The following is a 23,126-nucleotide window of genomic DNA, read 5'->3' as shown; positions in this document are numbered from 1 at the left end:
AAGCCCGACCAGACGGCCGGGCTTTTCCTGATATCTAGAGGCGTCTTCTTAGAAGTCGCGCTGCAGACGGAACCAACCAGCCCAGTAATCATCAGCATAGTACTGATCAGGCGTGTCGGTGTAACGAACGTTGAGCTTGGCGCTCAGACCTTCAACGATGGTGTAGTCGAAGAGTACGCCAGCGGACCAGAAGTCCTCGTTGTCGGCACCCGGAATGTTAGCCGAGGTCCACTGAACAGCAGGCGTCATCGCGAAGTTGTCGCTTACGTTCAGCTTGTAACCGGCGGCCAGAGCCCACTCGGCATATACGCCCGGAATAACGGTCGGGGTCGCCAGCGAGTAATCCTGGAAGTCGTTGGCGCCGTAGGTAACGGCATAAGCGTTCCAGCCGGTTGCATAGATAGCACCGAGGTCAAGAGCGCCCGGGCCAAGCGCCAGCGAGGCCATAGCGCGGAAAGCAGCTTCTTCGTTGTAGGTGTCGTAACCGACATCGAGCTTGGCGCCAACACCGCCAGCCTGGAAGCCGATACGGCCCGAAACGCCGAGATGCGGTACATTGTCGCCGCTATTCATCAGGCCGATCATCGAGGGCGTAAGAGCGTCGAGCGAGATGCCGCCTACGAAACCGTCGCCGGTGTAAACGTAACGGACCGAGTTGAACTTGGTCTGGCCGTTCAGGTCATCGATCTCGCCGAGAAGGCCCTGATCCCAATAGCTGTTGAAGTAACCAGCCTGAAACCCGCCAAGAGCGAGGTAGGTCTCGTCGAGGTAGGTATCGGTGGAAGCGTCATCCGAATAATATTCGGAGTTCAGCGAGATGAAACCGGTCAGAACACCGAGTTCGGTTTCGGTCTTCGAAGAGATGTCGATATGGCCGCGAGTCCATACGTTCCAGCTATCCGGCGAATTCGCACCGGTCTGAGCGTCAATCTGGAAACGGATGTAACCACCGATATCGAGGCAGGTTTCAGTACCCGGGATGTAGAAGTAGCCGGCACCAAAGGCGTCGCAGATTTCTACATAGTTGGCAGCTACAGGCTCGATGACCACAACCGGGTCGGCAGCCTGGGCGCCGGAAGCTGCCGCGACTGCTGCAGCGGAGCCGAGAAGAAGGCTCTTCACGTTCATAATGACCTCCAAAAGGTTTTAAAGCGGAATGGGTTTATCGCCTGAGCGTTCCCTGCCCCATTCCGGGTTTCAAGAAGATCGGGCTGTCTAGACCCTCGCTTCTGACTATGAACATACAAGACCGCCGCCCGATCGCAATCATCAATCGCCCGCATAGCCGCCGCCGAGGCTTCCTTACCGGCTTGCTGTTGCCGATACGCAACAAGTTGGGGTCGTGGGAGGCCCAAACCTTTACAAAAGGTAAAGAAAACAAGCATCAACAGAGCGGTTCCATCCAGCCACGGCAAGCAGAACGCGACAAAAACGCCGCATATTCTGCGACTTCGACGTGCAAACGCGCCCAATAGCCGCCAAAAACGAAGCGGACTCCGGTACTCGACCGCTGCAGAAACGAATCGAACCCCCTCCCTACTCCCGACGATGGCTAAACGAGTTCGACGTCGACCACGCCCGATACCGCGCGCATGGCTGACGCCACTTCCGGGGAGAGCCTGTATTTACCCGGAAGCTCGACCTCCACTTCGCGCAGCCCCTCGTTCTGGATGACCACGAAGGACACGATCCCGTCTCCGCTGCTGTTCAGGTGCCGGGACAGCGAGGCCAATGGCGAATCATCGCGCAGGTAGACGCGCATCGCGCTTTGCTGGCGCACCGCCTCTTCCTCGAGCGACTGGACCGTCTGTATCCGCATGCCGATCCCTTCGGGACGGACATCGGCCGCCACGGTGATGACAACGGAGGTTCCCGGTTCCAAGAGGTCGCGGTACTGATAAAGCATCTCGGAGAACAGCACTGCCTCGAACTGGCCGGTCGCATCCGAAAGCGTGATGATGCCCATACGGTTGCCGGTGCGCGTCTTGCGCTCCTGCTTGGCCACCACAGTGCCGGCCAGGCGCCCGCGACCGGAACCATTCTTCACCGAAAGCGAGAAGTCGGCAAAGCTCTGGACGCGCATGCGGGACAATATATCGGCATAGGCGTCAAGCGGATGGGCAGTCTGATAAAAGCCCAGCATCTGGAATTCGCGCATCAGCCGCTCCGAATCCGGCATCGGGGTATAATCCGGTAGCGTGATCTGAGGCAAGTCGCCAGCGCTGCCGAAAATATCTGCCTGTCCGCTCGTCTTGTCGTCCTGGCTGCGTTGCGCCAGACCGATGATGCGATCGAGACCGGCCAGAAGCGCCGCGCGATCTTTGCCAAAGCAATCGAAGGCGCCGGCGCAGATCAAGCTTTCGAGCACCCTCCGGTTGACGAGTTTCGGATCGATCCGCCGCGCGAAATCCTCCAGGCTATCGAACGCCCGGTCCCCTCTGACCGCGACGATGTGATCGACCGCCGCCTCGCCGACGCCCTTGATGGCCGCGAGTGCATAGAAAATCCGTCCTTCGCCCGGCTCAAAATGCCGGAAGCTGGTCTGCACCGAAGGGGCGACGACCTCGATGCCGAGACGCTGCGCATCATGACGGAAATCGTTCAGCTTTTCGGTATTGGCCATGTCCAGCGTCATCGAGGCAGCGAGGAACTCGACCGGATAATGCGCCTTTAAGAAGGCGGTATGATAGGACACGATCGCATAGGCAGCGGCGTGGGACTTGTTGAAGCCGTAATTGGCGAATTTCGCGAGCAGATCGAAAATCTCGTTGGCCCGCTGCTTCTTGACACCCTTCTCAACCGCGCCCTCGACAAACCGGACCCGCTGCTTGTCCATCTGCTCCTTGATCTTCTTACCCATGGCGCGGCGCAGAAGGTCCGCTTCGCCGAGCGAATAGCCCGCCAGCACCTGCGCCACCTGCATCACCTGTTCCTGGTAGATGATCACGCCCTGGGTTTCGGCTAGCAGCGGGTCGATCAGCGGGTGGATCGATTCGATCTCCTCCTCATTATGCTTGCGCGCATTATAGACCGGGATGTTTTCCATAGGTCCGGGACGGTAGAGCGCCACCAGCGCAATCAGATCCTCGATGCGGTCGGGCCGCATGCCGATCAGCGCCTTGCGCATGCCGGCGCTTTCCACCTGGAACACGCCGACCGTCTCGCCGCGCGCCAACATTTCGTAGGATTCGGGATCATCCAGCGGGACGAGCGAGAGATCGACCACTATCCCCTTGCGGGCGATGAAATCGACGGCGGTCTTCAGCACCGTTAACGTCTTCAGCCCCAGGAAGTCGAACTTCACGAGGCCAGCCTGCTCCACCCATTTCATATTGAACTGGGTGACCGGCATGTCTGAGCGCGGATCGCGATACATCGGCACCAGCTGCGACAACGATCGGTCACCGATAACGATGCCCGCCGCATGGGTCGAAGCATGGCGGTAGAGCCCCTCGATCTTCTGTGCAATCGCGAGCAGCCGACCAACAATCGGCTCCTCCTCGGCGGCCTCCTGAAATTTGGGTTCGTCCTCGATCGCCTGGGCGAGCGTCACGGGGTTGGCGGGATTGTTGGGAACGAGTTTGGAAATGCGGTCGACCTGACCATAGGGCATTTCGAGCACGCGCCCGACGTCGCGCAGCGCCGCGCGGGCCTGCAGCGATCCGAAAGTAATGATCTGGGCAACCTGCGCGCGGCCGTATTTCTCTTGCACGTAGCGGATGACTTCCTCGCGCCGGTCCTGACAGAAGTCGATATCGAAGTCCGGCATCGACACGCGTTCGGGATTGAGGAAGCGTTCGAACAGCAGTGAGAAACGCAGTGGATCGACATCCGTGATCGTCAGGGCATAGGCGACCAGCGAACCCGCGCCGGAGCCGCGGCCGGGCCCCACCGGAATATCGCGTTCCTTCGACCATTTGATGAAGTCGGCAACGATCAGGAAGTAGCCCGGAAACTTCATGCCCTCGATCACGCCGAGCTCATAGTCAAGCCGCTCGAAATACTCTTCGCGCGTGTGGCCCGGGCTCAGGCCCACATGGGCGAGCCGCGCCTCCAGACCCTCACGCGCCTGCCGGCGCAATTCTGCGGCCTCCGCCCGCTCCGCTTCTTCGGGATCATCTGAGGCGCCGGTGAAGCGCGGCAGAATGGGCATGCGGGTATCCAGCACGAAGCTGCATCGGCGCGCGATCTCCACCGTGTTCTCGATCGCTTCGGGCAGATCGGCAAACAGAGCCGCCATTTCTTCCTGTGACTTCAGATAGTGATCCGGTGTCAGTCTGAAACGGCGATCGTCGGATACGATGGCATTGTGCGCCACCGCCATCAGCGCATCATGCGCCTCGAAATCATCGCGGCTCGGGAAAAACGCCTCATTGGTCGCAACCAGCGGAAGATCGAGTTCATAAGCGAGAGCGATAACCCGACGCTCGTGCTGGACGTCGAAGTTGCCGTGCCGCTGCACTTCCACGTAGAGCCGGTCGCCAAAAGCGGATTTCAGGAATGCGAGCCTTTCAGCGGCCTTCGCCTCGAAGCCGGAAATAACGGCTTCGTCGATCGGGCCGGTCCGCCCGCCGGTGAGCGCGATCAGTCCGTCCGAATGCGCGCTGAGCCATGACTTCGTTATATATATACTGTCATGCCCCTCTCCGCCGAGATAGGCCTCACTGACAAGATGCATGAGATTGGCATAGCCAGTCGGATCGGCGGCGAGTAGCACGATTGACGATTTCTTCGGCGGCAGATGTCCGCCGCTGCGGCGCTCGCCGTCGCCACCATCCTCCATATCGATCGACAACTGGCAGCCGATGATCGGCTGGAGCCCCTCGCCCACGGCCTTCTGGGAAAACTCCAGCGCGCAGAAGAGATTATTGGTATCGGTCACCGCAATTGCGGGCTGCCTGTCGGCTACGGCGAGCTTCATCACCGTTTTCAGCGGCAGCGCGCCCTCGAGCAGCGAATAGGCCGAGTGAACGCGCAAATGCACGAAACGAACCGCCTGCTCTTTGCCTTCAGCCTGCATCTCGAGATTACTCCTTCATCGCCGCCAAATCAGATACGTCACCTGATTTTGGCAGGCGAGCAACGCCGGTGCAATCGCTCGTCTCGCAATGCACAGAAACCTATAGCGAGCTCACGATCAACGCCATGCTGGCCAGAAACAGGCTGACTGAGAAGAAAGCCGCGATGTCGCGCAGAATATCGGTCATGATTGCCTCCGTTTTGCTTATAGTCCTTTTATGTTCTATTTTTGTTCTCATTTCAAGCCGGTTTATTGCCGACGAAGACGAACCACTGCGCACGAAGAGACTCGAAATCCGGGCAAGCATCTGAAAATATGTACTATATTGATAGAAGTCCGTTCCTGAAAAAAACCTCGACAGAGGCCGCTCTCCGGCACCTTTGTTCAGGTTTCATGCACAATTCGATCCGCCGCGCGAAGGCTCCCGGCGCCGTATTTCGGGTTCGACAAGAGCGAAGACTTCGCCCAAAGCCGTCGGCCGCGAAAGCGCGACAGACGAACCCGATTTTGCCTTTTCAGATAGCCCCGGTCGAAAGCAATCCCAAACTCCATTCGCGACTTGCATCGGGTATAAATTATACTCATAATACCCAGATGCAGAACAAGACCAAGCAGGTCGTCGCCGCTATCGGGCGGTGGCTGGACGACAGGATTGACAGGGCATCGCCGGGCGAAAGGCTTCCGACCGTCCGTCATCTGATGCGCGAATTCGGAACGGCGCAGCGCACCGTGGAGGCGGCGCTGAAGCCGTTTCTCGAGGACGGCCGTCTGATCGCCCGTCCGGGTGCGGGTATCGTCGTCGCCGGCATGCCCGAGGAGAAGGAGCCCGAGAATTATGCCGCGGACCTTCTTATACTCTATCGCAACTCCGACAGCAGGCTGGCGCGGGTGACGCTGCAGGAGGTCGCGACACGGATAAAGTCCGCCGGCTTTTCAGTGCTGCAGCTCGGCTTTTCGAGCGACGCCCAGGCGATCGACGTGCTGGAACGGATCGGGCGGTTCCGAGCCTGCCTCATTCAGGTGAATTTCGAGATTCTGACGGTCGCATTCCTGGCCGCCCTCCACAGGCAGGCCGACCATATCGTCATCGACGGGGTTTCGGCGACCGGCATCGATGTCGACGCCATCGGCACCAATTGGCGCGAGGCGCTGTCGATCGCCTTCCGCACCTTCAGGGAAAGCGGCCACGACAAGATCGCCTTTCTGACATCGGCCCATCATGCCCGCCAGATCGCCATGGCGCGCCGCGAGTTCCACCTGCTCGGCAGCTTCCTTCCCGATCCAGACCAGCGCTTTCTGATCGAGCTGAACGCGCTGCCCGGCAGCTATCAGATCGACGACATTGCCGCGGCCATCGGTCGGCATGCCGATGTCGAGGGGCGGCTTCCGTTCACGGCGTTGATCGCCTGGGGCGTTGTCGAAGGTTTCATTCTGGAACGCGCGCTCGCCAAACTCGGCCTCGAAGCGGGCCGCGACCTCAGCGTCATCATGCTCGGCAGCACGGATTTTCAATCGGAGCATCTCGGCCGATTCGACGTGGTGGGCAACAGCCACGACGAAAAGCTTGCGGTGTTCGAGCGGATCATCCGCGCGCGAATCGCCGACAGGCCGGAGGAGCCGCAGACCCATTATCTCCCCATTTCCTACGTCCGCCATGGTTCGGTGATCGATCTCCACACCGATTGAGTACATCATTTATTGTACGCATAAATATACTCAAATACCATCCAATGCCGATAACGAATACAAGTGCAGAGGCGTTGAATGCTCCAGGAGCCGGTCCAGCAGAAAACCACGGGCGTCGCCATCATCGGCGCCGGCGAGCGCGGCATTTATTATGTCGGCTCGCGCATGGCCGAAATCGCGGCGGAGACCGGCTTTCGCATCATCGGCGTGTTCGACCGGCTGGAAGACCGCGCCGGCTATGCCGCCGACCATCTGAACGGGCTCTACGGCAAGGCGGGCATCCGCCAAGCCGTGCGGATATTTGAAAGCCTGGAAGCCGCCGTCGCGGATCCGGCCGTCGATCTCGTAATCGTCACCACCCATACCAACGCCCATCGCGCGCCGGTCGAGGCGGCGATCGCGGCCGGCAAGCGTGTCTATCTGGACAAGCCTATCTCGGTGACGCTCGATGACGCGGAAGCCATTCAGGCGGCGGAAAGGCGCTCCGGTCAGCCAGTACTGATGGCATTCACCCGACGCTACGAAAAGCCGTGGGTCGAGACGGTGAAGCTTGCCCATTCCGGCCGCATTGGCGATCCACAGATGATCCTTCTGCGCTCGGTCATCCCCTATACCCGCTATCTCCAGCTCTGGCACCGCAAGCAGGCGCTGTCGGGCGGCGCGCTCAACGACAAGTGCTCGCATCATTTCGACGTGCTGAACTGGGTTGCGCGGGCCCGCCCGCTTTCCGTCACGGCCATTGGCGGCCGCAGCAATGTGTTTCCGCCCGACCCGAACGCGCCGGAGCGCTGTTCGCTCTGCGACCGGGACTGTCCCTATCGCCGCCATGAAACGCTGGTTGACCGCTTCGAGGGCGCAGGCGCCATCGCCAATCCGAGTTGGGGCGAGGCGGCGCTGCCGGAGGACCGCAACGATACCTGCGTCTATCGGCCGGGCGCCGACATCGACGACCACGCCATCGTCACCATCCGCTATGAAAACGGCGTGTCGGCCTGTCTGTTCTTCGCCATTTTCGGCCCCTGGGCCGAGGATCAGGAAACGCTGGAAATCGTCGGCTCCTCGGGTCGTATCCGGATGGAGCGTCATTCCGGCGAAATCGATATCGTCGAGGATTACGGCCGCAAGCACGGCACGCTCGGCTTTACCAGCCCGGACCGCAGCTCGACCCATTTTGGCGCCGATCTCGAGCTTGTGCGCACGCTCCGCCGCTTCATGGACGGCGAAAACCCGCCCGTCGGCATCGATGATGGCGTTGCCTCGCTGCGGATCGTTCTGGCGGCGCAGAAATCCATGAAGAATGGCGGCATGCCCGTCGATCCCGAAACCCAGGAGTTTGCGAAATGACCCGCCGTTTCCCCGAACGCCTGACCCCACTTGCCAACCGGCTCGGCCTTCAGCCGCTGTTCGGCGACATCCACAACCACTGCGCCCTCTCTTACGGCCACGGCCGGCTGGAGGACGCGCTGGCCCGCGCCGCCCTGCAACTCGACTTCGTCTCCATCACCGGACATGCCGCCTGGCCCGATATGCCGGTCGACGTGCCGGAGGTCGCCCATATCGTCGATTTCCACGTCAAGGGTTTTGCCAAACTCAAGGCCAACTGGAAGGACCATTTCGAAGTGCTGAAAGCCTTCGAGAATCCCGGCCGCTTCGCCGTGTTTCCCGGCTACGAGATCCACTCGTCGGAACATGGCGACTACACGATCGTCTATGGCGACCTCGATGTCGCCGAACCGGAACTTGCCGATAGCCCGGCCGAACTGAAGCAGGCGCTTCGCAGCGCCAAGGGCGACAGCGCCCTCGCCTTTCCGCATCATATCGGCTACCGGCAGGGCGCGCGCGGCATCAACTGGGATACGTTCGATCCCGAACTGTCGCCCTTCGTCGAGATGTTCTCGATGCATGGATGCGCGGAAGAATCCGAATCCGAACGCTCCTATCTGCATTCCATGGGTCCGGTGGACGGCGCATCGACCATGCGCGCGGGGCTGAAGCGCGGCGCGGTCTTCGGCATCGTCGGCAATACCGACCATCATTCCGCATTCCCCGGCTCCTATGGCCATGGCCGCATGGCGGTCTACGCGGCAGATGACAGTCGGGACGCGATCTTCAAGGCGATGCGCGCGCGTCGCACCAATGCGCTGACCGGCGACAATATTCACCTGCTGACGGCGATCGGCGACACCGTGCAGGGCGGTATCACAGCGCCCTCGCCCGACGCCGCCTTGGAAATCGAAGCGATCGGCGGCGGTTTCATCGATAGCATCGATATCTTCCGAAACGGCGAACTGTTCGAGCGTATCTCGCCCGAACTGAGCCCCGCACCGATCGAGGCCGGGAGCGAAGCGGAAACCATCCTGTTTGTCGAACTCGGCTGGGGCGCGCGCGGCAGGAGCCATGACTGGTCCGGCGAAATCACGCTGGAAGGCGGCGAGATCACCGGGCTGGAGCCCCGTTTTCGCGGCGCGGAGATCGTCTCACCGCTCGAGGGCGAGGACGAGGCGGCGCGATTGCCGAGCCTGCACCTTGAAGATGGCGAGGTCCGGTTCTCCGTCACCGCCGCAGCCAACCCCAACAACGTCACCTCCGCCACCCAGGGCTTTGCCATCCGAATGAAGACCGGACCCGGGGCGCGGCTGAAGGCGACGCTTTCGGGCAAGCAGCTCGATATTGCTCTCGATCAGCTTTTCGAGGGCGCGCTTTCGGGCAATCTCGGCCCGATCGACAGCCCCGCTTTTCGCTTCCACGCCCTGCCGCGACCGCACCAATGGCAATGGCATGGCACGGTCGCGCTCGGCGCATTGGCCGACGGCGAGACCATCTATGTGAGGCTGCGCGAGAAGACCGGGCAGATGGCCTGGACCTCGCCGATTTTCTGCAGAAGGGAGGCGTGAGACGAGACAGGCGAAACCGCCGGATCGCAAGATCGGGCCCATACGGGCAATGACGGCAAGGCCGTGATACGGCGATGCGCCGGATTGCCCGGACAACAGGAAAGCGGCCCCCGATGGACCGGCTTTCAACCGCGGGAACTTTTGAAAACCGGACCTGACAAAGGCCGGAGGGAGAACAGGCAATGAAGCATTTTGGAAAATTCACGGGCGTGCTGCTCGGCGCAAGCGCGCTGATGGCGGTCTCGGCCGGCGCCGTCGAACTCAACATCGTCCATGGCGCCATCGGCAAGGATAACGAGGTTCTGCGCAAGGAGCTCGACCGCTATGAGGAGATGACCGGCAACACGGTCAACATCGTCTCCATGCCGGAATCGACGACCGACCAGTTCGGCCAGTACAAGCTCTGGCTTTCGGCCAAGTCGCCGGATATCGACGTCTACCGCATCGACGTCATCGGCGCGCCGCAGCTTGCCGACCACTTCGTCGACCTGACGGAGGCGACCGCCGATATCATCGACCAGTTCGTTCCGGCAGCCGTTGAATCGCAGACCGTCGACGGCAAGCTCGTCGCGCTGCCGATGTTCCTCGGCGCCCCGGCGCTCTACTACCGAACGGATCTTCTGGAAAAATACGATCAACCGGTTCCCGAGACCTGGGACCAGATGACCGAAACCGCGAAGGTCATCATGGATGGCGAGCGGGCCGAGGGCAATGGCGACATGTGGGGCTTCGTCTTCCAGGGCGCGCCCTATGAGGGCCTGACCTGCAACGGCCAGGAATGGATCTATTCCTATGGCGGCGGCCGGATCGTCGAGCTTGACGGCTCGATCGGCATCAACAATCCGGAAGCGGCCGAAGCGCTGAACATGGCGAAATCCTGGGTCGGTACCATCGCGCCCCAGGGCGTGCTCAACTACATGGAAGAGGATGCGCGCGGCGTGTTCCAGTCGGGCAATGCGGTATTCATGCGCAACTGGAACTATGCCTATGCGCTGGCCGATGGTCCGGATTCTCCGGTCAAGGGCAAGTTCGACGTGACCACGCTGCCCGTCGGCGGCGAGGGCGACAGTTCGGCGGCGACGCTGGGCGGCTGGCATCTCGCCGTTTCCAAATATTCACCCAACCCGGACGAAGCGATCGAACTGGTGAAGTTCCTCAACAACTTCGAAAACCAGAAGGAACGCGCGATCGAGACCTCGCGTCCGCCGACGGTGACGGCCGTCTACGACGATCCGGAAGTGGCCGAGGCCCAGCCCTTCATTCCGCGCTGGAAGCCGGTGGTGCTCAACGCCCTGCCGCGCCCGTCGGCCGCCACCAAGCGCAAATATAACGAGGTCTCCTCGGAATTCTGGACCGCCGTGCATGATACGCTTTCAGGCGACGGCACCGCCGAGCAGAACCTCGCCAAGCTGGAAGCCAAGCTGAAGCGCCTGCGCGGCAACGGCTGGTAAGACATAACGGCGCCGCCCGCACCCCGGCGCGGCGCCGTTTTGCGCAAGAGAAGAAGGGAACGGAACATGGCAGAACCGGTCGAAAAATCGACCCTGTCGCATCAGCGCGTCGTCTCGGCCTGGGTGTTCCTGGCGCCGATGCTGGCAGTGCTGGCCGTGGTCGCGGTCTATCCGCTGGTCAGAACGATCTATTTCGGCTTCACCGATGCGTCGATCGATTTCCCCGGCCAGGCGCAATGGATCGGCTTCCGCAACTACCTCGAATATCTCGACTTTGGCGACGGAACCGGCGAATTCTACGGGCTTCTCGCCGACCCCGACTGGTGGCGGGCGGTCTGGAACACGCTGCGCTTCACCTTCTTCTCGGTGCTGTTCGAAACCATTTTCGGCATGGTCATCGCGCTGGTGCTCAACACCCAGTTTCCCGGCCGCGCGCTGGTGCGCGCCGCCGTTCTCATCCCCTGGGCAATCCCCACCATCGTCTCGGCCAAGATGTGGGCGTGGATGATGCATGACCAGTTCGGCATTTTGAACGATATCCTGATGAAACTGCACATCATCGCCGAGCCAGTAGCCTGGACGGCCAATCCCGACACCGCGCTTCTCGCCGTGCTGATCGTCGATATCTGGAAGACCACGCCCTTCATGGCGCTGCTGATCCTCGCCGGCCTGCAGATGGTGCCGAAGGACATGTATGAGGCGGCGAAGCTTGACGGCATTCATCCCGTGCGCGTGTTCCGCAAGGTCACGCTGCCGCTGATCATGCCGGCCGTGCTGGTGGCGATCGTGTTCCGCGCACTGGATGCGCTGCGCGTCTTCGACATCGTCTATGTGCTGACCCCCAACAATCCCAATACCGCCACCATGTCGGTGTTCGCGCGCGAGAACCTGTTCGATTTCGACCAGTTCGCCTATGGCTCGGCGGCTTCCACCCTGCTGTTCCTGATCATCGCGCTTCTGACGATCGGCTTCATCCGCGCCACCCGCATGAACCTTGGAGGTGAGCGATGACCATCCCCACTCCCGTCAAACGCATCGCGTTCTACGCGCTCGTTCTGGTCATTCTCGTTCAGGCCCTGTTTCCGTTCTACTACGCGATCCTGACCTCGCTGGAGAATGGCCAGGCGCTGTTCGAGGTCAATTACCTGCCGAAGGCGGTCACCTTCGACAATTACCAACACATGCTGACCGACGGCGTTTTCGGCCACCAGATCTTCAACTCGATCTTCGTCGCCACCGTCGTCGTGATCTTCTCGCTGTCTCTCGGCGTCACGGCGGCCTTTGCGCTGAGCCGCATCCGCTTCAGGGGGCGCGGACTGCTGCTGTTCACCATCCTGTCGGTGTCGATGTTTCCGCAGATCGCCGTGCTTTCCGGCCTGTTCGAACTGATCCGCAATTTCGGCCTGTTCAATTCGCTGTGGTCGCTGGTGTTCTCCTACATGATTTTCACCCTGCCGTTCACGGTCTGGGTGCTGACCACCTTCATGCGCGACATGCCAATCGAGATCGAGGAGGCGGCGATCATGGACGGGGCCTCGTCGTTCACCATCATCCGCCGCATCTTCCTGCCGCTGATATGGCCAGCGATGGTCACCACCGGGTTGCTCGCCTTCATCCACGCCTGGAACGAGTTCCTGTTCGCCCTCACCTTCCTGTCGACCGACAGCCAGCGCACCGTGCCGGTGGCGATCGCGATGATCTCGGGCCTTTCGGAATTCGAGGTGCCGTGGGGCAACATCATGGCGGCGTCCGTCATCGTCACCGTGCCGCTGATCGCGCTCGTTCTCGTCTTCCAGCGCAAAATCGTTTCCGGCCTCACCGCCGGCGCCGTGAAAGGATAGTCTCATGGCCTCCATCGAACTGAAGAAAATCTGCAAGTCCTTCGGCCATGTCGAGGTGCTGAAGGATATCGACCTCAACCTCGAAAAAGGCGAGTTCGTCGTCTTCGTCGGCCCGTCCGGCTGCGGCAAGTCCACGTTGTTGCGACTGATCGCCGGCCTTGAGGATATTTCTGGCGGCGACCTGATGATCGACGGCGAGCGCGTCAACAACGTGCTGCCGGCAAAGCGCGGCATCTCCATGGTGTTCCAGTCCTACGCGCTTTATCCGCATATGACGGTCTATGAGAACATGGCCTTCGGCCTGGAACAGGCGAAGCTCAACAAGGCCGAGGCCGACAAGCGCATTCGCGAGGCGGCCGAGATGCTGCAGATCACGCCCTATCTCGAGCGCAAGCCGCGCCAGCTTTCCGGTGGCCAGCGCCAGCGCGTCGCCATCGGCCGGGCGATCACCCGCCAGCCGCGCATTTTCCTGTTCGACGAGCCGCTGTCGAACCTCGACGCGGCACTCCGGGTCGATACCCGCATCGAGATCGCCGCGCTTCACAAGCGTATGAAGGGCGTGACCATGATCTATGTGACCCATGATCAGGTCGAGGCGATGACGCTCGCCGACCGGATCGTGGTGCTGAACGCCGGGCATGTGGAACAGGTCGGCACGCCGATGGAGCTCTACATGAAGCCCGCCAGCCGCTTCGTCGCCGAATTCATCGGCTCGCCGCGCATGAATGTGATCGAGGGCGACATCGCGGAAGGGTTCGGCGCAGCGGCCTGCGGCATCCGCCCGGAGCATCTCGCGATTTCGCGCGAGGATGGCCTCTGGAGCGGGAAAGTGCTGCTTTCAGAGGAACTTGGAAGCGATACTTACATTCACGTGGAAACCGAAAATGCCGGCATGCTGAATGTCCGTGCGCCAGGCGCGCAGGATTTCGAAGCCGGTGAAACGGTCTTCGTGACGCCCGACGAGACGGCGCTGCATCGCTTCGACGCGGCCGGCGCGGCGATCTAGGAGGCTGGCATGAACGGCAGACCAACCGAACCGCCGCGCCCGATCTGCGTCATCGGCAATGCCAATCTCGACCTCGTGACCGGCAGCGTCGATGACTGGCCGGAATGGGGAACGGAGGTGTTTCTGGAACGCTCGGATTTCCGCATCGGCGGATCGGCGGCCAATACCGCGCTCGCGCTCCAGCGTCTCGGCCATCCCGTCGGCCTGGTCTCGGCGACCGGCAGCGACGCGGCGGGCGCGATGATCACCCACCAGTTCGCCAGCGCGCTCGATTGGGTCGCCGCCCGGCCGGGCCCGACATCGATGTCCGTCGGCATCTTGCAGACGGGCGGCGAGCGCAGCTTCTTTTCCACCAATGGCCATCTCGACGGGCTCGATGCCGCCTTCTTCTCCTCAGCGCTTGAAGACTGGCCGCTTGCTGGCGCGATCGCGCTGGTCTCCGGCGGCTTCGCCCTGCCCGGCCTGATGGCGGAGCACACGGCGTTTCTGGAGCGGTTGAGAGCGCGCGGCGCAACCATCGCCATCGACCCCGGCTGGCCGGGCGGAGGCTGGACCGATGACGCAGTCGACAAAGCCCACGCATGGATCGGCCTCGCCGACCATGTCCTGCTGAACGACAAGGAAGCGCTCGGGCTATCCGGCGAGAACGCCGTGCACGCCGCCTGCCGGACGCTCGCCCCCCATATGCGCGCCGATGCCGCCCTTCTTGTGAAACGCGGTCCGGAAGGCGCCGCCTGCTACCGGCATCGCAACTATATTATCGAACAGGCCCTCCCTCTCGACGTCATCGACACGGTGGGCGCCGGCGACGCCTTCAACGCGGGCTATCTGAGCGCCGTCGCGGAGGGGGAAACCGAACGCGCGGCGCTCAGGCGCGGCATTGATGTCGCCTCCGCCGTGATCAGCGAATTTCCCCGCAGCGGCGCTGCGATCTTCCCGGAAAAGAGTCTGGCACCATGCCCAACATCCTCCTCCTGATCGCCGACGATCTCGGACGCATGACTGGCTGCTACGGCGAGGCCGCGATCGCGACGCCCAATATCGACCGGCTTGCCGAAACCGGCACACGCTTCGACATGGCGTTCACCTCCACCGCCTCGTGCTCGGCCAGCCGCTCGGTGATCTATACCGGCCTGCACACGCATGAGACCGGACAATACGGCCTCAACCACGACAATCACCACTTCATGACCTTCGATCATGTGGAAACCGCCCCGGCTCTTCTGAACGCCGCCGGCATGAAGACCGGGATTATCGGCAAGATCCATGTCGGCCCGGATGCGGTCTATCCATGGCAGGTGCGCGAGGAGAGCTGGCAGCGCGATGTGCGCTGGGCGGCCGACCGCGCCGCTGCCTTTTTCCGGGACGCGAAAGCGGAGCAAAAGCCCTTCTTCCTCACCATCAGCTTCATTGATCCGCATCGCGACGAGACCCGCGGCGGCTTCGGCAATGACCGCGCCTATCCCGGCGTCGAGGATCGCATCTTTGCGCCCGAAGCAGTGACCGTGCCGCCCTTCCTGACCGACCTGCCGGAGGTGCGCCACGAACTGGCCGATTATTACCGCTCGATCCACCGCCTCGATCAGGGCGTCGGCATGGTGCTCGATGAACTGGAAAAGGCCGGACTTGCCGATGAGACGCTCGTCGTCTTCCTTTCCGACAACGGTTCCCCCTTCCTCAATTCCAAGACCACGCTCTACGATGCCGGCGTGCATCTGCCGCTGATCATCCGCAGGCCCGGTGGTCACGCGGGCGTCGAAAACCCCAATCTGGTGTCATTCACCGATTTGCTGCCGACCTTTCTAGACTGGGCCGGTCATACGCCGCCGCCCGGCCCGCGCAAGGGACGTTCACTGCTACCGATCCTCGAATCCGAAACGCTCGAAGAGGAATGGCAGGCCGTGTTCGGCTCGCACACCTTCCACGAGATCACCAATTACTGGCCGACGCGCTTCATGCGAACCACCCGCTACAAATATCACCGCAATGTCGCCTGGCAGCTCGACTTCCCCTTCTCGGGCGATCTCTACGGCTCGCTGACATGGGAGGGTATCCGCAATCAGAACCCGGCGATGATCGGCAGGCGGACTGTGAAGGACTATGTCCGCCGCCCGCCCGAGGAACTTTACGACCTTGAGGCCGATCCATATGAGGTAACCAACCTGGCCGACGACCCGGACCACCGCGACCGCCTGCTTGAAATGCGGGCCGCGACAGAAGCCTGGCAGCGGGGCACCCGCGACCCCTGGCTCTATCGCGACGGCGTATCGCTGCGCGCCATCGAAAAACACCTCGAAAACGGCCTCGCGGTGCCGGACCGCTTCGATTTCGACCCGGACAAACCCGGCTCGCGATAACCTATCTGATATCCGAGGCCGGTCTGCCCGCCGAGATCACCTGAGCTCTAGTTCCCGAGCAACCGCTCGACGTGACGCGGGATTGCAGTTTCGCGTTCGCGCTTGGCGCGCTCGGCCCGCAGGATCGAACGGACGAGGTCGTAGGCGTCGTCAAGGTCATCGTTGATGACGACATATTCGTAGTCCCGCCAGTGCGAAATCTCGCCGGTGGCGTTCTTGAGGCGCACTTCCATGGCGGCCTTGCTGTCTTCCGCGCGCGCCAGAAGCCGGGCCCTCAGCGCTTCCATCGAGGGCGGCAGCACGAAGATGCCGACGACATCGCCGGGCATGGCCTGTTTCAACTGCTCGGCGCCCTGCACATCGATATCGAACAGCACGTCGCGCCCGGCGGCAAGGGATTGTTCGACAGCGGCCTTCGGCGTGGCGTAATAATTGCCATGCACCTCGGCCCATTCGAGAAAGGCGCCCTCGTCGCGCTTTTTCATGAAGCCTTCCGGATCCATGAAGAAATAATGCACGCCCTCGCGCTCGCTCGGGCGGATCTGCCGCGTGGTGGCGCTGATCGAAAGATCGATCATCGGGTCCTCGGCCAGAAGCCGCCGCGCGATCGTCGATTTGCCAGCGCCCGAAGGCGCCGCCAGCACCAGCATCACGCCCCGCCGTCTCACCGTTTCGCTCACGTCCATGCTCACTCCAGATTCTGCAATTGCTCGCGAAATTGATCGATCACCGTTTTCAATTCAAGCCCGGCAGCCGTAACCCCCACCGAATTGGATTTGGAACAGATCGTATTGGTCTCGCGGTTGAATTCCTGCGCGAGAAAGTCGAGCCGGCGACCGCAGGGGCCGGGCTCGCCGAGCAGCGCGCGGGCGGCCGTCACATGGGCGCGCAGCCGGTCGATCTCCTCGCGGATATCTGATTTCGTGGCCAGCAGCACCGCCTCGGCATAGAGCCGATCGCTTTCGAGCGAGGGGGCCGCCTCCAGAAGCCGTTGCACCTGTTCGGAGAGTTTTGCCGCGATCATGGCGGGCTGGCGCGAGGGATCCGCCTCGATATCGTCCGTCAGCGCCTCGATCGCGTCGACCTGCCCTTGCAGCACGGCGACGATCTTCTCGCCCTCCTCCGCACGCATCGAAGCCAGCCGATCGATTGCGAGTTCAAGATCGTGCAAGATCAGGGCTTCGCGTTTCTGCAAGGTTTCGCCACGCTCCTCCGCCTCGCGCAGTTCGGCAATGCCGCGAATCGCCAACAATCCTTCGAGCGACAGGCGCGAATCATCCAGCCTGGCAGCAAGCCGGGACTTGAGATCGAGCACGGCCTCGAGCGCGCTGTCATTGACGGCCAGTTCCAGCTTGCTGTCGGATACGCTGAGGTTGAGCGCAACCTGCACATTGCCACGCGTCAGCCTTGCGGCGGCAAGCTTTCTGACAGCGCTTTCCAGATGATCAAAACCCTGCGGCAGTCTGAGACGCAGATCGAGGCCCTTGCCGTTGACGGAACGCAGCTCCCAGGTCCAGCGATAGCGATCGAACTGCCCCTGACTGCGGGCAAAACCTGTCATCGATTGCTGTGTCATGGTCCCTCGCTAACGCTCGCGTGGCGGCACACTACAGGATTTGACGCGCCGCCGGAACGCAACAGACGGGCAAACGCACCGTTTTTAGTTGGCGGAACGCTCTGCCTCGACCTTGCGCCAGGCCCGCACATTGGCGTTGTGCTCATCCAGCGTCTCGGCAAAGGCGTGGCCACCGCTGCCATCGGCAACGAAATAGAGCGCATCGGTCTCGGCGGGGTTGGCGACGGCCTCCAACGCATCGCGTCCGGGATTGGCGATCGGTCCCGGCGGCAGACCATTGATGCGATAGGTATTGTACGGTGTTTCCTTGTCGAGATCGGAGCGGTAGATCGGGCGATCGGAGGGTTTTCCCTCGCCGCCGAAGATGCCGTAGATCACCGTCGGATCGGATTGAAGGCGCATGCCGCGCTTGAGACGGTTGAGGAACACCGCCGCCACCATTGGCCGCTCCTCCGCCACGCCGGTCTCCTTTTCCACGATCGAGGCCAGCGTGAGGAATTCCTCCTTGTTCTCGATCGGCAGGTCCCTGGCGCGCTGCAGCCAGATTTCATCGACCAGCGCTGCCTGCCCTTCCCTCATCTGCTCCACGATCTCGGTGCGCGGCGTTCCGCGCGCGAAGGAGAAGGTCTGCGGCATCAGGCTGCCTTCCGGCGGCAGTTCCTCGGGAAGGTCACCGGACAGGTTCGGGTCGGCGGCGAGCTTGTCGAAGACTTCGCGCACCGTCAGTCCCTCGGGAAAGGAAATGCTGAACAGGATCGATTTTCCCGATTCGAACAGATCGGCGATCTCTTCCATCGAAGCGCCCGCCTCGATCTCGTAGTCGCCGGCCTTCAGCGTCTCGCCGTCGCGCATGCGCGCGGCCGTCACATAGCGGAAAATCCGGGAATCGGAAATGATGCCCTCGCGCTCCAGGTCACGCGCGATCGTCGCAAGCCCGGCGCCGCTCTTCACCGTGAATTCCGTATCGCCGGCAAGCGGACCGGGGTCACGATAGCTCGACATGGCGTAGTAATAGATCGCGATCGCGCCGAGGCAGCACAGCACCAGCAGCGTCATCATGAAGTTGAGGAAGATGACGACCGGGCTTTTGGCCTTGTGGGACCGCGCCTTCGGCTGGGGCACGCGCTCGGGCCGCAACGCCTGCTTGGCGGACTTGACCGACGCCGGTCTGCGTTCCGGCGCTGAACCGCGCTCACTATCCTGATCCGAGCCGCTCACCGGACCCCCTTTTCGCATGTTCCTCGACGACTTTGGAAAGCCGCCTGACCCAAATGAATTGCCGGTATCGCTGTTTCTATCAATGTCCGACATTGCCGGCGAACCGGATGAAAACGGCCAGTCTAAGCTTAGCCGGTCGAGCCGCTGATTCGTCGTCAACGGCTGCCAAAACCTGCTCTTCAATAAAAAAACGGCTGCAAAATGTCAGCCGTTTCTTTTCCATGTCCACAATGGCGGTAGGCTCAATCCGCGTAGCGCCGCAATACCAGCGAGGCATTGGTGCCGCCGAAGCCGAAGGAATTCGACAGCGCCACGTCGATATTGCGCTTGCGGGCCACCTTCGGCACCAGGTCGATCGCCGTCTCTCGCTCGGGATTGTCGAGGTTGAGCGTCGGCGGCGCGACATTGTCGCGGATCGCCAGCGTCGAGAAGATCGCCTCGATCGCGCCCGCCGCGCCCAGAAGATGGCCGGTCGCGGATTTGGTGGAGGACATCGACACCTTGCCGGCGGCATCGCCCAGCAGCCGCTCGACGGCGCCGAGTTCGATCGTGTCGGCCATCGTCGAGGTGCCGTGGGCATTGATATAATCGATATCGGACGGGGCGATCCCGGCGCGCTTCAGCGCTGAGGTCATGCAACGGAACGCGCCCTCGCCGTCCTCGCTCGGCGCGGTGATGTGGAAGGCATCACCGCTCATGCCGTAGCCGACGACCTCGGCATAGATCTTCGCGCCGCGCGCCTTGGCGTGTTCCAGCTCCTCGAGCACCACAATGCCGGAGCCCTCGCCCATGACGAAACCGTCACGGTCGACATCGTAGGGGCGCGAGGCGCGCTGCGGCTCGTCGTTGAAATTGGTGGAGAGCGCCTTGCAGGCGGCAAAGCCGGCGAGCGCGATACGGCAGATCGGCGATTCCGTGCCGCCGGCAACCATCACATCGGCATCGCCGAAGCCGATGATCCGGCTGGCGTCGCCGATCGCATGCGCGCCCGTGGAGCAGGCCGTGACGACCGAATGATTGGGGCCGCGCAGCTTGTGCCGGATCGAGACCTGGCCGGAGGCAAGGTTGATCAGGCGGCCGGGAATGAAGAACGGGGAAACGCGGCGGGGGCCGCGGTCGCGCAGCGTGTAGCCGGCTTCGACGATGCCTTCGAGCCCGCCGATGCCGGAGCCGATCAGCACGCCGGTCGCGATCTGGTCGTCATCGCTTTGGGGATGCCAGCCGGCATCCTCAAGTGCCATGTCGGCGGCGGCGATCGCATAGGTGATGAACGGATCGACCTTGCGCTGCTCCTTCGGCTCCAGCCACTGATCGGCATTGAAGGTTCCGTCGCTGCCGTCGCCAAGCGGGATCGAGCATGCAATCCTGGCTGCAAGATCTTCCGTTTCGAACGCGGTGACCTTGCTGGCGCCGCTGACGCCGTCCAGCAGACGCGACCAGGTTACCTCGGCCCCGCAGCCAAGCGGCGTTACCATGCCCAGACCGGTGATTACGACACGCCTCATTGGTGGATCGCCCCCCATTTTTCTCAAGTTTCTTGCCATCATGACCAGCGTTTCATGCCGGCCAATGCCGAGTGGAATCGACATTCGCCCGACTATAAACGCTCTCGCCACAAGCGCAAAACCGTCCTTGATGCGTTCCCGTCCCGGAACGCAGGACAAAAAAATGGCCCGTATCACCGGGCCGTTCGAGGCGGGTTGCAGGTATGACCCGAACGCCGCCCTGAATTTTCAGTCGATCAGGCCTGAGCCTTTTCGATGAACTTGATGGCATCGCCGACCGTGAGGATCGAATCAGCGGCATCGTCGGGGATTTCCACACCGAACTCTTCTTCGAAGGCCATGACCAGCTCGACGGTATCGAGCGAGTCGGCGCCGAGATCGTCGATGAAGCTTGCGCTTTCGACAACCTTGTCGGCATCCACGCCCAGGTGGTCAACTACAATTTTCTTAACGCGTTCTGCGATATCGCTCATGTCGGTTTCCTCGACCTGTCTCAAGTTCTACCGGATGCCTTGACATCCGCTATGTGAAAGCCGCCGGCCCTCCAAAAGGAAACACGCCGCGGCAGATATGTGAACCAACGCCCACTTAAACCGAAATCCCGGCCGATGGACCGGGCTTCGTTCATTGGACTGTTCTTGGCAGTCCCGGCCCGCTTACCATGCTTTGTTCTGAGCGCAAAGCCCAAAAAACACCGCGTTGCCGGTCTCTCCAGCATTTTCGACGGCCCGCGTGGAGCGGACCGCGATGTCAGATCATGGCCATGCCGCCATTGATATGCAAGGTCTGGCCCGTGACATAGCCGGCCTCGTTGGAGGCAAGATAGGTGACGGCGGCCGCAATGTCATCCCCGCTGCCCATCCGCTTCATCGGAACGGCGCCGAGGATCGCTTCTTTCTGCTTGTCGTTCAGCTTGTCGGTCATCGCGGTTTCGATGAATCCGGGGGCGACGCAATTGACCGTGACGTTGCGCGGCGCGACTTCCTGCGCCAGCGATTTCGAAAAGCCGATCATGCCGGCCTTGGCGGCGCAATAATTGGCCTGGCCCGGATTGCCGGTGACGCCGACGATCGAGGTGATGTTGATGACCCGGCCGAAGCGGCGGCGCATCATCGGATGCATGATGGTGCGGGTCAGCACGAAGGCGGCGGTGAGGTTGACCTCCAGCACGCTTTCCCAGTCCGCGTCGCTCATGCGCACGAACAGGCCGTCCTTGGTGATGCCGGCATTGTTAACCAGGATGTCGATGCCGCCGAGATCCGCCTCGGCCTTTTCGCCGAGTTCCTTGACGGCGGCGCGGTCGGAAAGATTGGCGGGAAACACATGAGTGCGCTCGCCAAGCTCGCCAGCCAGCGCCTCGAGCTTTTCCGCGCGGGTGCCGTGGAGTGCTACGGTCGCGCCCTGGGCGTGGAGCATGCGGGCGATCGCCTCGCCGATGCCGCCGCTGGCGCCGGTAACGAGCGCCTTTCGGCCAGTCAGATCCAACATGTCATAACCTCGTCAGATGTTTGCCCGCCAATCGCGGGCCGTTTCGGTTTCAGCCCTTGATCGCCTTCAGCGCCGCGTCGATATCGCCCGGCTCGTTGATCGCGACGCCGGAGAGCGAACGCTCGATGCGCCGCGCAAGACCGGTCAGCACCTTGCCGGCGCCAACTTCATAGAGCGTTTCGATTTCGTTTGCCGCAAACCAGCTCACCGTCTCGCGCCAGCGCACCCGGCCGGTGACCTGCTCGACCAGCAGCTTCGTGATCTCATCGGGGTCGGAAACAGGCGCGGCGCGGACATTGGCGATCACCGGCACCACCGGCTCGCCGCGGCGGACTTCGGCCAGCGCCTCTTCCATCGCGTCGGCGGCCGGCGCCATCAGCGCGCAATGGAAGGGTGCGGAGACCGGCAGCAGCAGCGCGCGCTTGGCGCCCTTCTCCGTCGCGATCCCGACCGCCTTTTCGACGGCGTCCTTGCTGCCGGAGATCACCACCTGTCCACCGCCATTGTCATTGGCGATCTGGCAGACACCCACAGCCGAGGCGTCTTCGCAAAGCGCCTCGACATCCTCGAATTCGAGACCGATGATCGCCGCCATCGCGCCCTTGCCGACGGGGACCGCGCGCTGCATGGCATTGCCGCGGATGCGCAGAAGCCGGGCGGTATCGGCCAGCGAGAAGGTGCCGGCGGCGCAGAGCGCCGAATATTCGCCGAGCGAGTGGCCGGCGACATAGGAAATGTCGTTCGCCAGATCGAGGCCTTCGGCCTCCAGCACCCTGACGGTTGCAAGCGACACCGCCATCAGCGCCGGCTGGGCGTTGGCGGTGAGCTGGAGCTGGTCTTCCGGACCTTCCCAGATGATGGCGGAGAGTTTCTCGCCGAGCGCATCGTCGACTTCCTCGAACACCAGCCGGGCGGCGGTAAACTCATCCGCCAGCGCCTTGCCCATGCCGACGGTCTGGCTTCCCTGACCGGGAAAGGTGAATGCAACGCTCATCTCAATCAGCCTCTTTGCCGTGAAACCTCCCCGCGCGTTCCTTATAGTACCGGATCGCGTCGGTTTTCGTTCTCCAATTGACGTTTCGAT

General features: G+C 62.1%; 18 protein-coding genes. 9 read left to right on the top strand and 9 right to left on the bottom strand.

Annotated features, from left to right (window positions below):
* Positions 1-48 precede the first annotated feature (48 nt).
* Positions 49-1,128: a porin gene (locus Mame_RS13475; RefSeq protein ID WP_018063001.1), complete on the bottom strand. Its 1,080-nt coding sequence runs from the start codon at positions 1,126-1,128 to the stop codon at positions 49-51.
* 424 nt (positions 1,129-1,552) lie between these two features.
* On the bottom strand, positions 1,553-5,020 hold the full coding sequence (gene dnaE / locus Mame_RS13470) for a DNA polymerase III subunit alpha (RefSeq protein WP_018063000.1): 3,468 nt from the start codon (positions 5,018-5,020) through the stop codon (positions 1,553-1,555).
* Between the two features lie 594 nt (positions 5,021-5,614).
* Here dnaE and Mame_RS13465 point away from each other — a divergent pair.
* The 9 genes from Mame_RS13465 to Mame_RS13425 all read left to right on the top strand — a co-directional run bounded on the left by Mame_RS13465 (position 5,615) and on the right by Mame_RS13425 (position 16,255).
* Positions 5,615-6,706: a GntR family transcriptional regulator gene (locus Mame_RS13465; protein WP_018062999.1), complete on the top strand. Its 1,092-nt coding sequence runs from the start codon at positions 5,615-5,617 to the stop codon at positions 6,704-6,706.
* Between the two features lie 78 nt (positions 6,707-6,784).
* The gene (locus Mame_RS13460) at positions 6,785-8,050 is read left to right on the top strand and encodes a Gfo/Idh/MocA family protein (RefSeq protein WP_018062998.1); all 1,266 of its coding nucleotides are present in this window, start codon (positions 6,785-6,787) and stop codon (positions 8,048-8,050) included.
* Complete coding sequence (locus Mame_RS13455; RefSeq protein WP_018062997.1) at positions 8,047-9,600, top strand: hypothetical protein; 1,554 nt, start codon at positions 8,047-8,049, stop codon at positions 9,598-9,600. The genes Mame_RS13460 and Mame_RS13455 overlap by 4 nt, the downstream gene beginning before the upstream one ends.
* Positions 9,601-9,782: 182 nt before the next feature.
* The gene (locus Mame_RS13450; RefSeq protein ID WP_018062996.1) at positions 9,783-11,051 is read left to right on the top strand and encodes an ABC transporter substrate-binding protein; all 1,269 of its coding nucleotides are present in this window, start codon (positions 9,783-9,785) and stop codon (positions 11,049-11,051) included.
* 66 nt (positions 11,052-11,117) lie between these two features.
* A complete protein-coding gene (locus tag Mame_RS13445; RefSeq protein ID WP_018062995.1) occupies positions 11,118-12,062 on the top strand; it encodes a carbohydrate ABC transporter permease in 945 nt (314 codons plus the stop codon).
* On the top strand, positions 12,059-12,892 hold the full coding sequence (locus Mame_RS13440; protein ID WP_018062994.1) for a carbohydrate ABC transporter permease: 834 nt from the start codon (positions 12,059-12,061) through the stop codon (positions 12,890-12,892). The genes Mame_RS13445 and Mame_RS13440 overlap by 4 nt, the downstream gene beginning before the upstream one ends.
* Positions 12,893-12,896: 4 nt before the next feature.
* A complete protein-coding gene (locus tag Mame_RS13435; RefSeq protein ID WP_018062993.1) occupies positions 12,897-13,898 on the top strand; it encodes an ABC transporter ATP-binding protein in 1,002 nt (333 codons plus the stop codon).
* A 9-nt stretch (positions 13,899-13,907) separates the two neighbouring features.
* Positions 13,908-14,876, top strand: a complete 969-nt coding sequence (locus Mame_RS13430; RefSeq protein WP_018062992.1) for a carbohydrate kinase family protein — start codon at positions 13,908-13,910, stop codon at positions 14,874-14,876.
* Complete coding sequence (locus Mame_RS13425) at positions 14,855-16,255, top strand: sulfatase family protein (RefSeq protein ID WP_018062991.1); 1,401 nt, start codon at positions 14,855-14,857, stop codon at positions 16,253-16,255. The genes Mame_RS13430 and Mame_RS13425 overlap by 22 nt, the downstream gene beginning before the upstream one ends.
* Before the next feature lie 47 nt (positions 16,256-16,302).
* Here Mame_RS13425 and gmk read toward each other — a convergent pair whose 3' ends face one another.
* The 7 genes from gmk to fabD form a co-directional block, all read right to left on the bottom strand.
* Positions 16,303-16,941, bottom strand: coding sequence for a guanylate kinase (gene gmk / locus Mame_RS13420; RefSeq protein ID WP_018062990.1), 639 nt, complete (start codon positions 16,939-16,941; stop codon positions 16,303-16,305).
* Positions 16,942-16,943: 2 nt separating this feature from the next.
* Entirely contained in the window at positions 16,944-17,831 is an 888-nt protein-coding gene (locus Mame_RS13415; RefSeq protein WP_026173169.1) for a YicC/YloC family endoribonuclease, read from the bottom strand.
* A gap of 84 nt (positions 17,832-17,915) precedes the next feature.
* A complete protein-coding gene (gene mltG, locus Mame_RS13410) occupies positions 17,916-19,067 on the bottom strand; it encodes an endolytic transglycosylase MltG (RefSeq protein ID WP_051085063.1) in 1,152 nt (383 codons plus the stop codon).
* Positions 19,068-19,291: 224 nt separating this feature from the next.
* On the bottom strand, positions 19,292-20,554 hold the full coding sequence (fabF, locus tag Mame_RS13405; RefSeq protein WP_018062987.1) for a beta-ketoacyl-ACP synthase II: 1,263 nt from the start codon (positions 20,552-20,554) through the stop codon (positions 19,292-19,294).
* A 236-nt stretch (positions 20,555-20,790) separates the two neighbouring features.
* Positions 20,791-21,027, bottom strand: coding sequence for an acyl carrier protein (locus Mame_RS13400; RefSeq protein WP_018062986.1), 237 nt, complete (start codon positions 21,025-21,027; stop codon positions 20,791-20,793).
* Between the two features lie 277 nt (positions 21,028-21,304).
* Positions 21,305-22,042 (bottom strand): 3-oxoacyl-[acyl-carrier-protein] reductase, encoded by a 738-nt coding sequence (gene fabG / locus Mame_RS13395; protein WP_018062985.1) that lies wholly within the window; start codon positions 22,040-22,042, stop codon positions 21,305-21,307.
* A gap of 49 nt (positions 22,043-22,091) precedes the next feature.
* Positions 22,092-23,036: an ACP S-malonyltransferase gene (fabD, locus tag Mame_RS13390; RefSeq protein WP_018062984.1), complete on the bottom strand. Its 945-nt coding sequence runs from the start codon at positions 23,034-23,036 to the stop codon at positions 22,092-22,094.
* Between the last annotated feature and the right edge of the window lie 90 nt (positions 23,037-23,126).

It is taken from the genome of Martelella mediterranea DSM 17316, assembly GCF_002043005.1.
GTDB classification, from domain to species: domain Bacteria; phylum Pseudomonadota; class Alphaproteobacteria; order Rhizobiales; family Rhizobiaceae; genus Martelella; species Martelella mediterranea.
The sequence above is the reverse complement of the archived record's forward strand: the minus strand, read 5'-3'. Positions and strand labels throughout refer to the sequence as shown.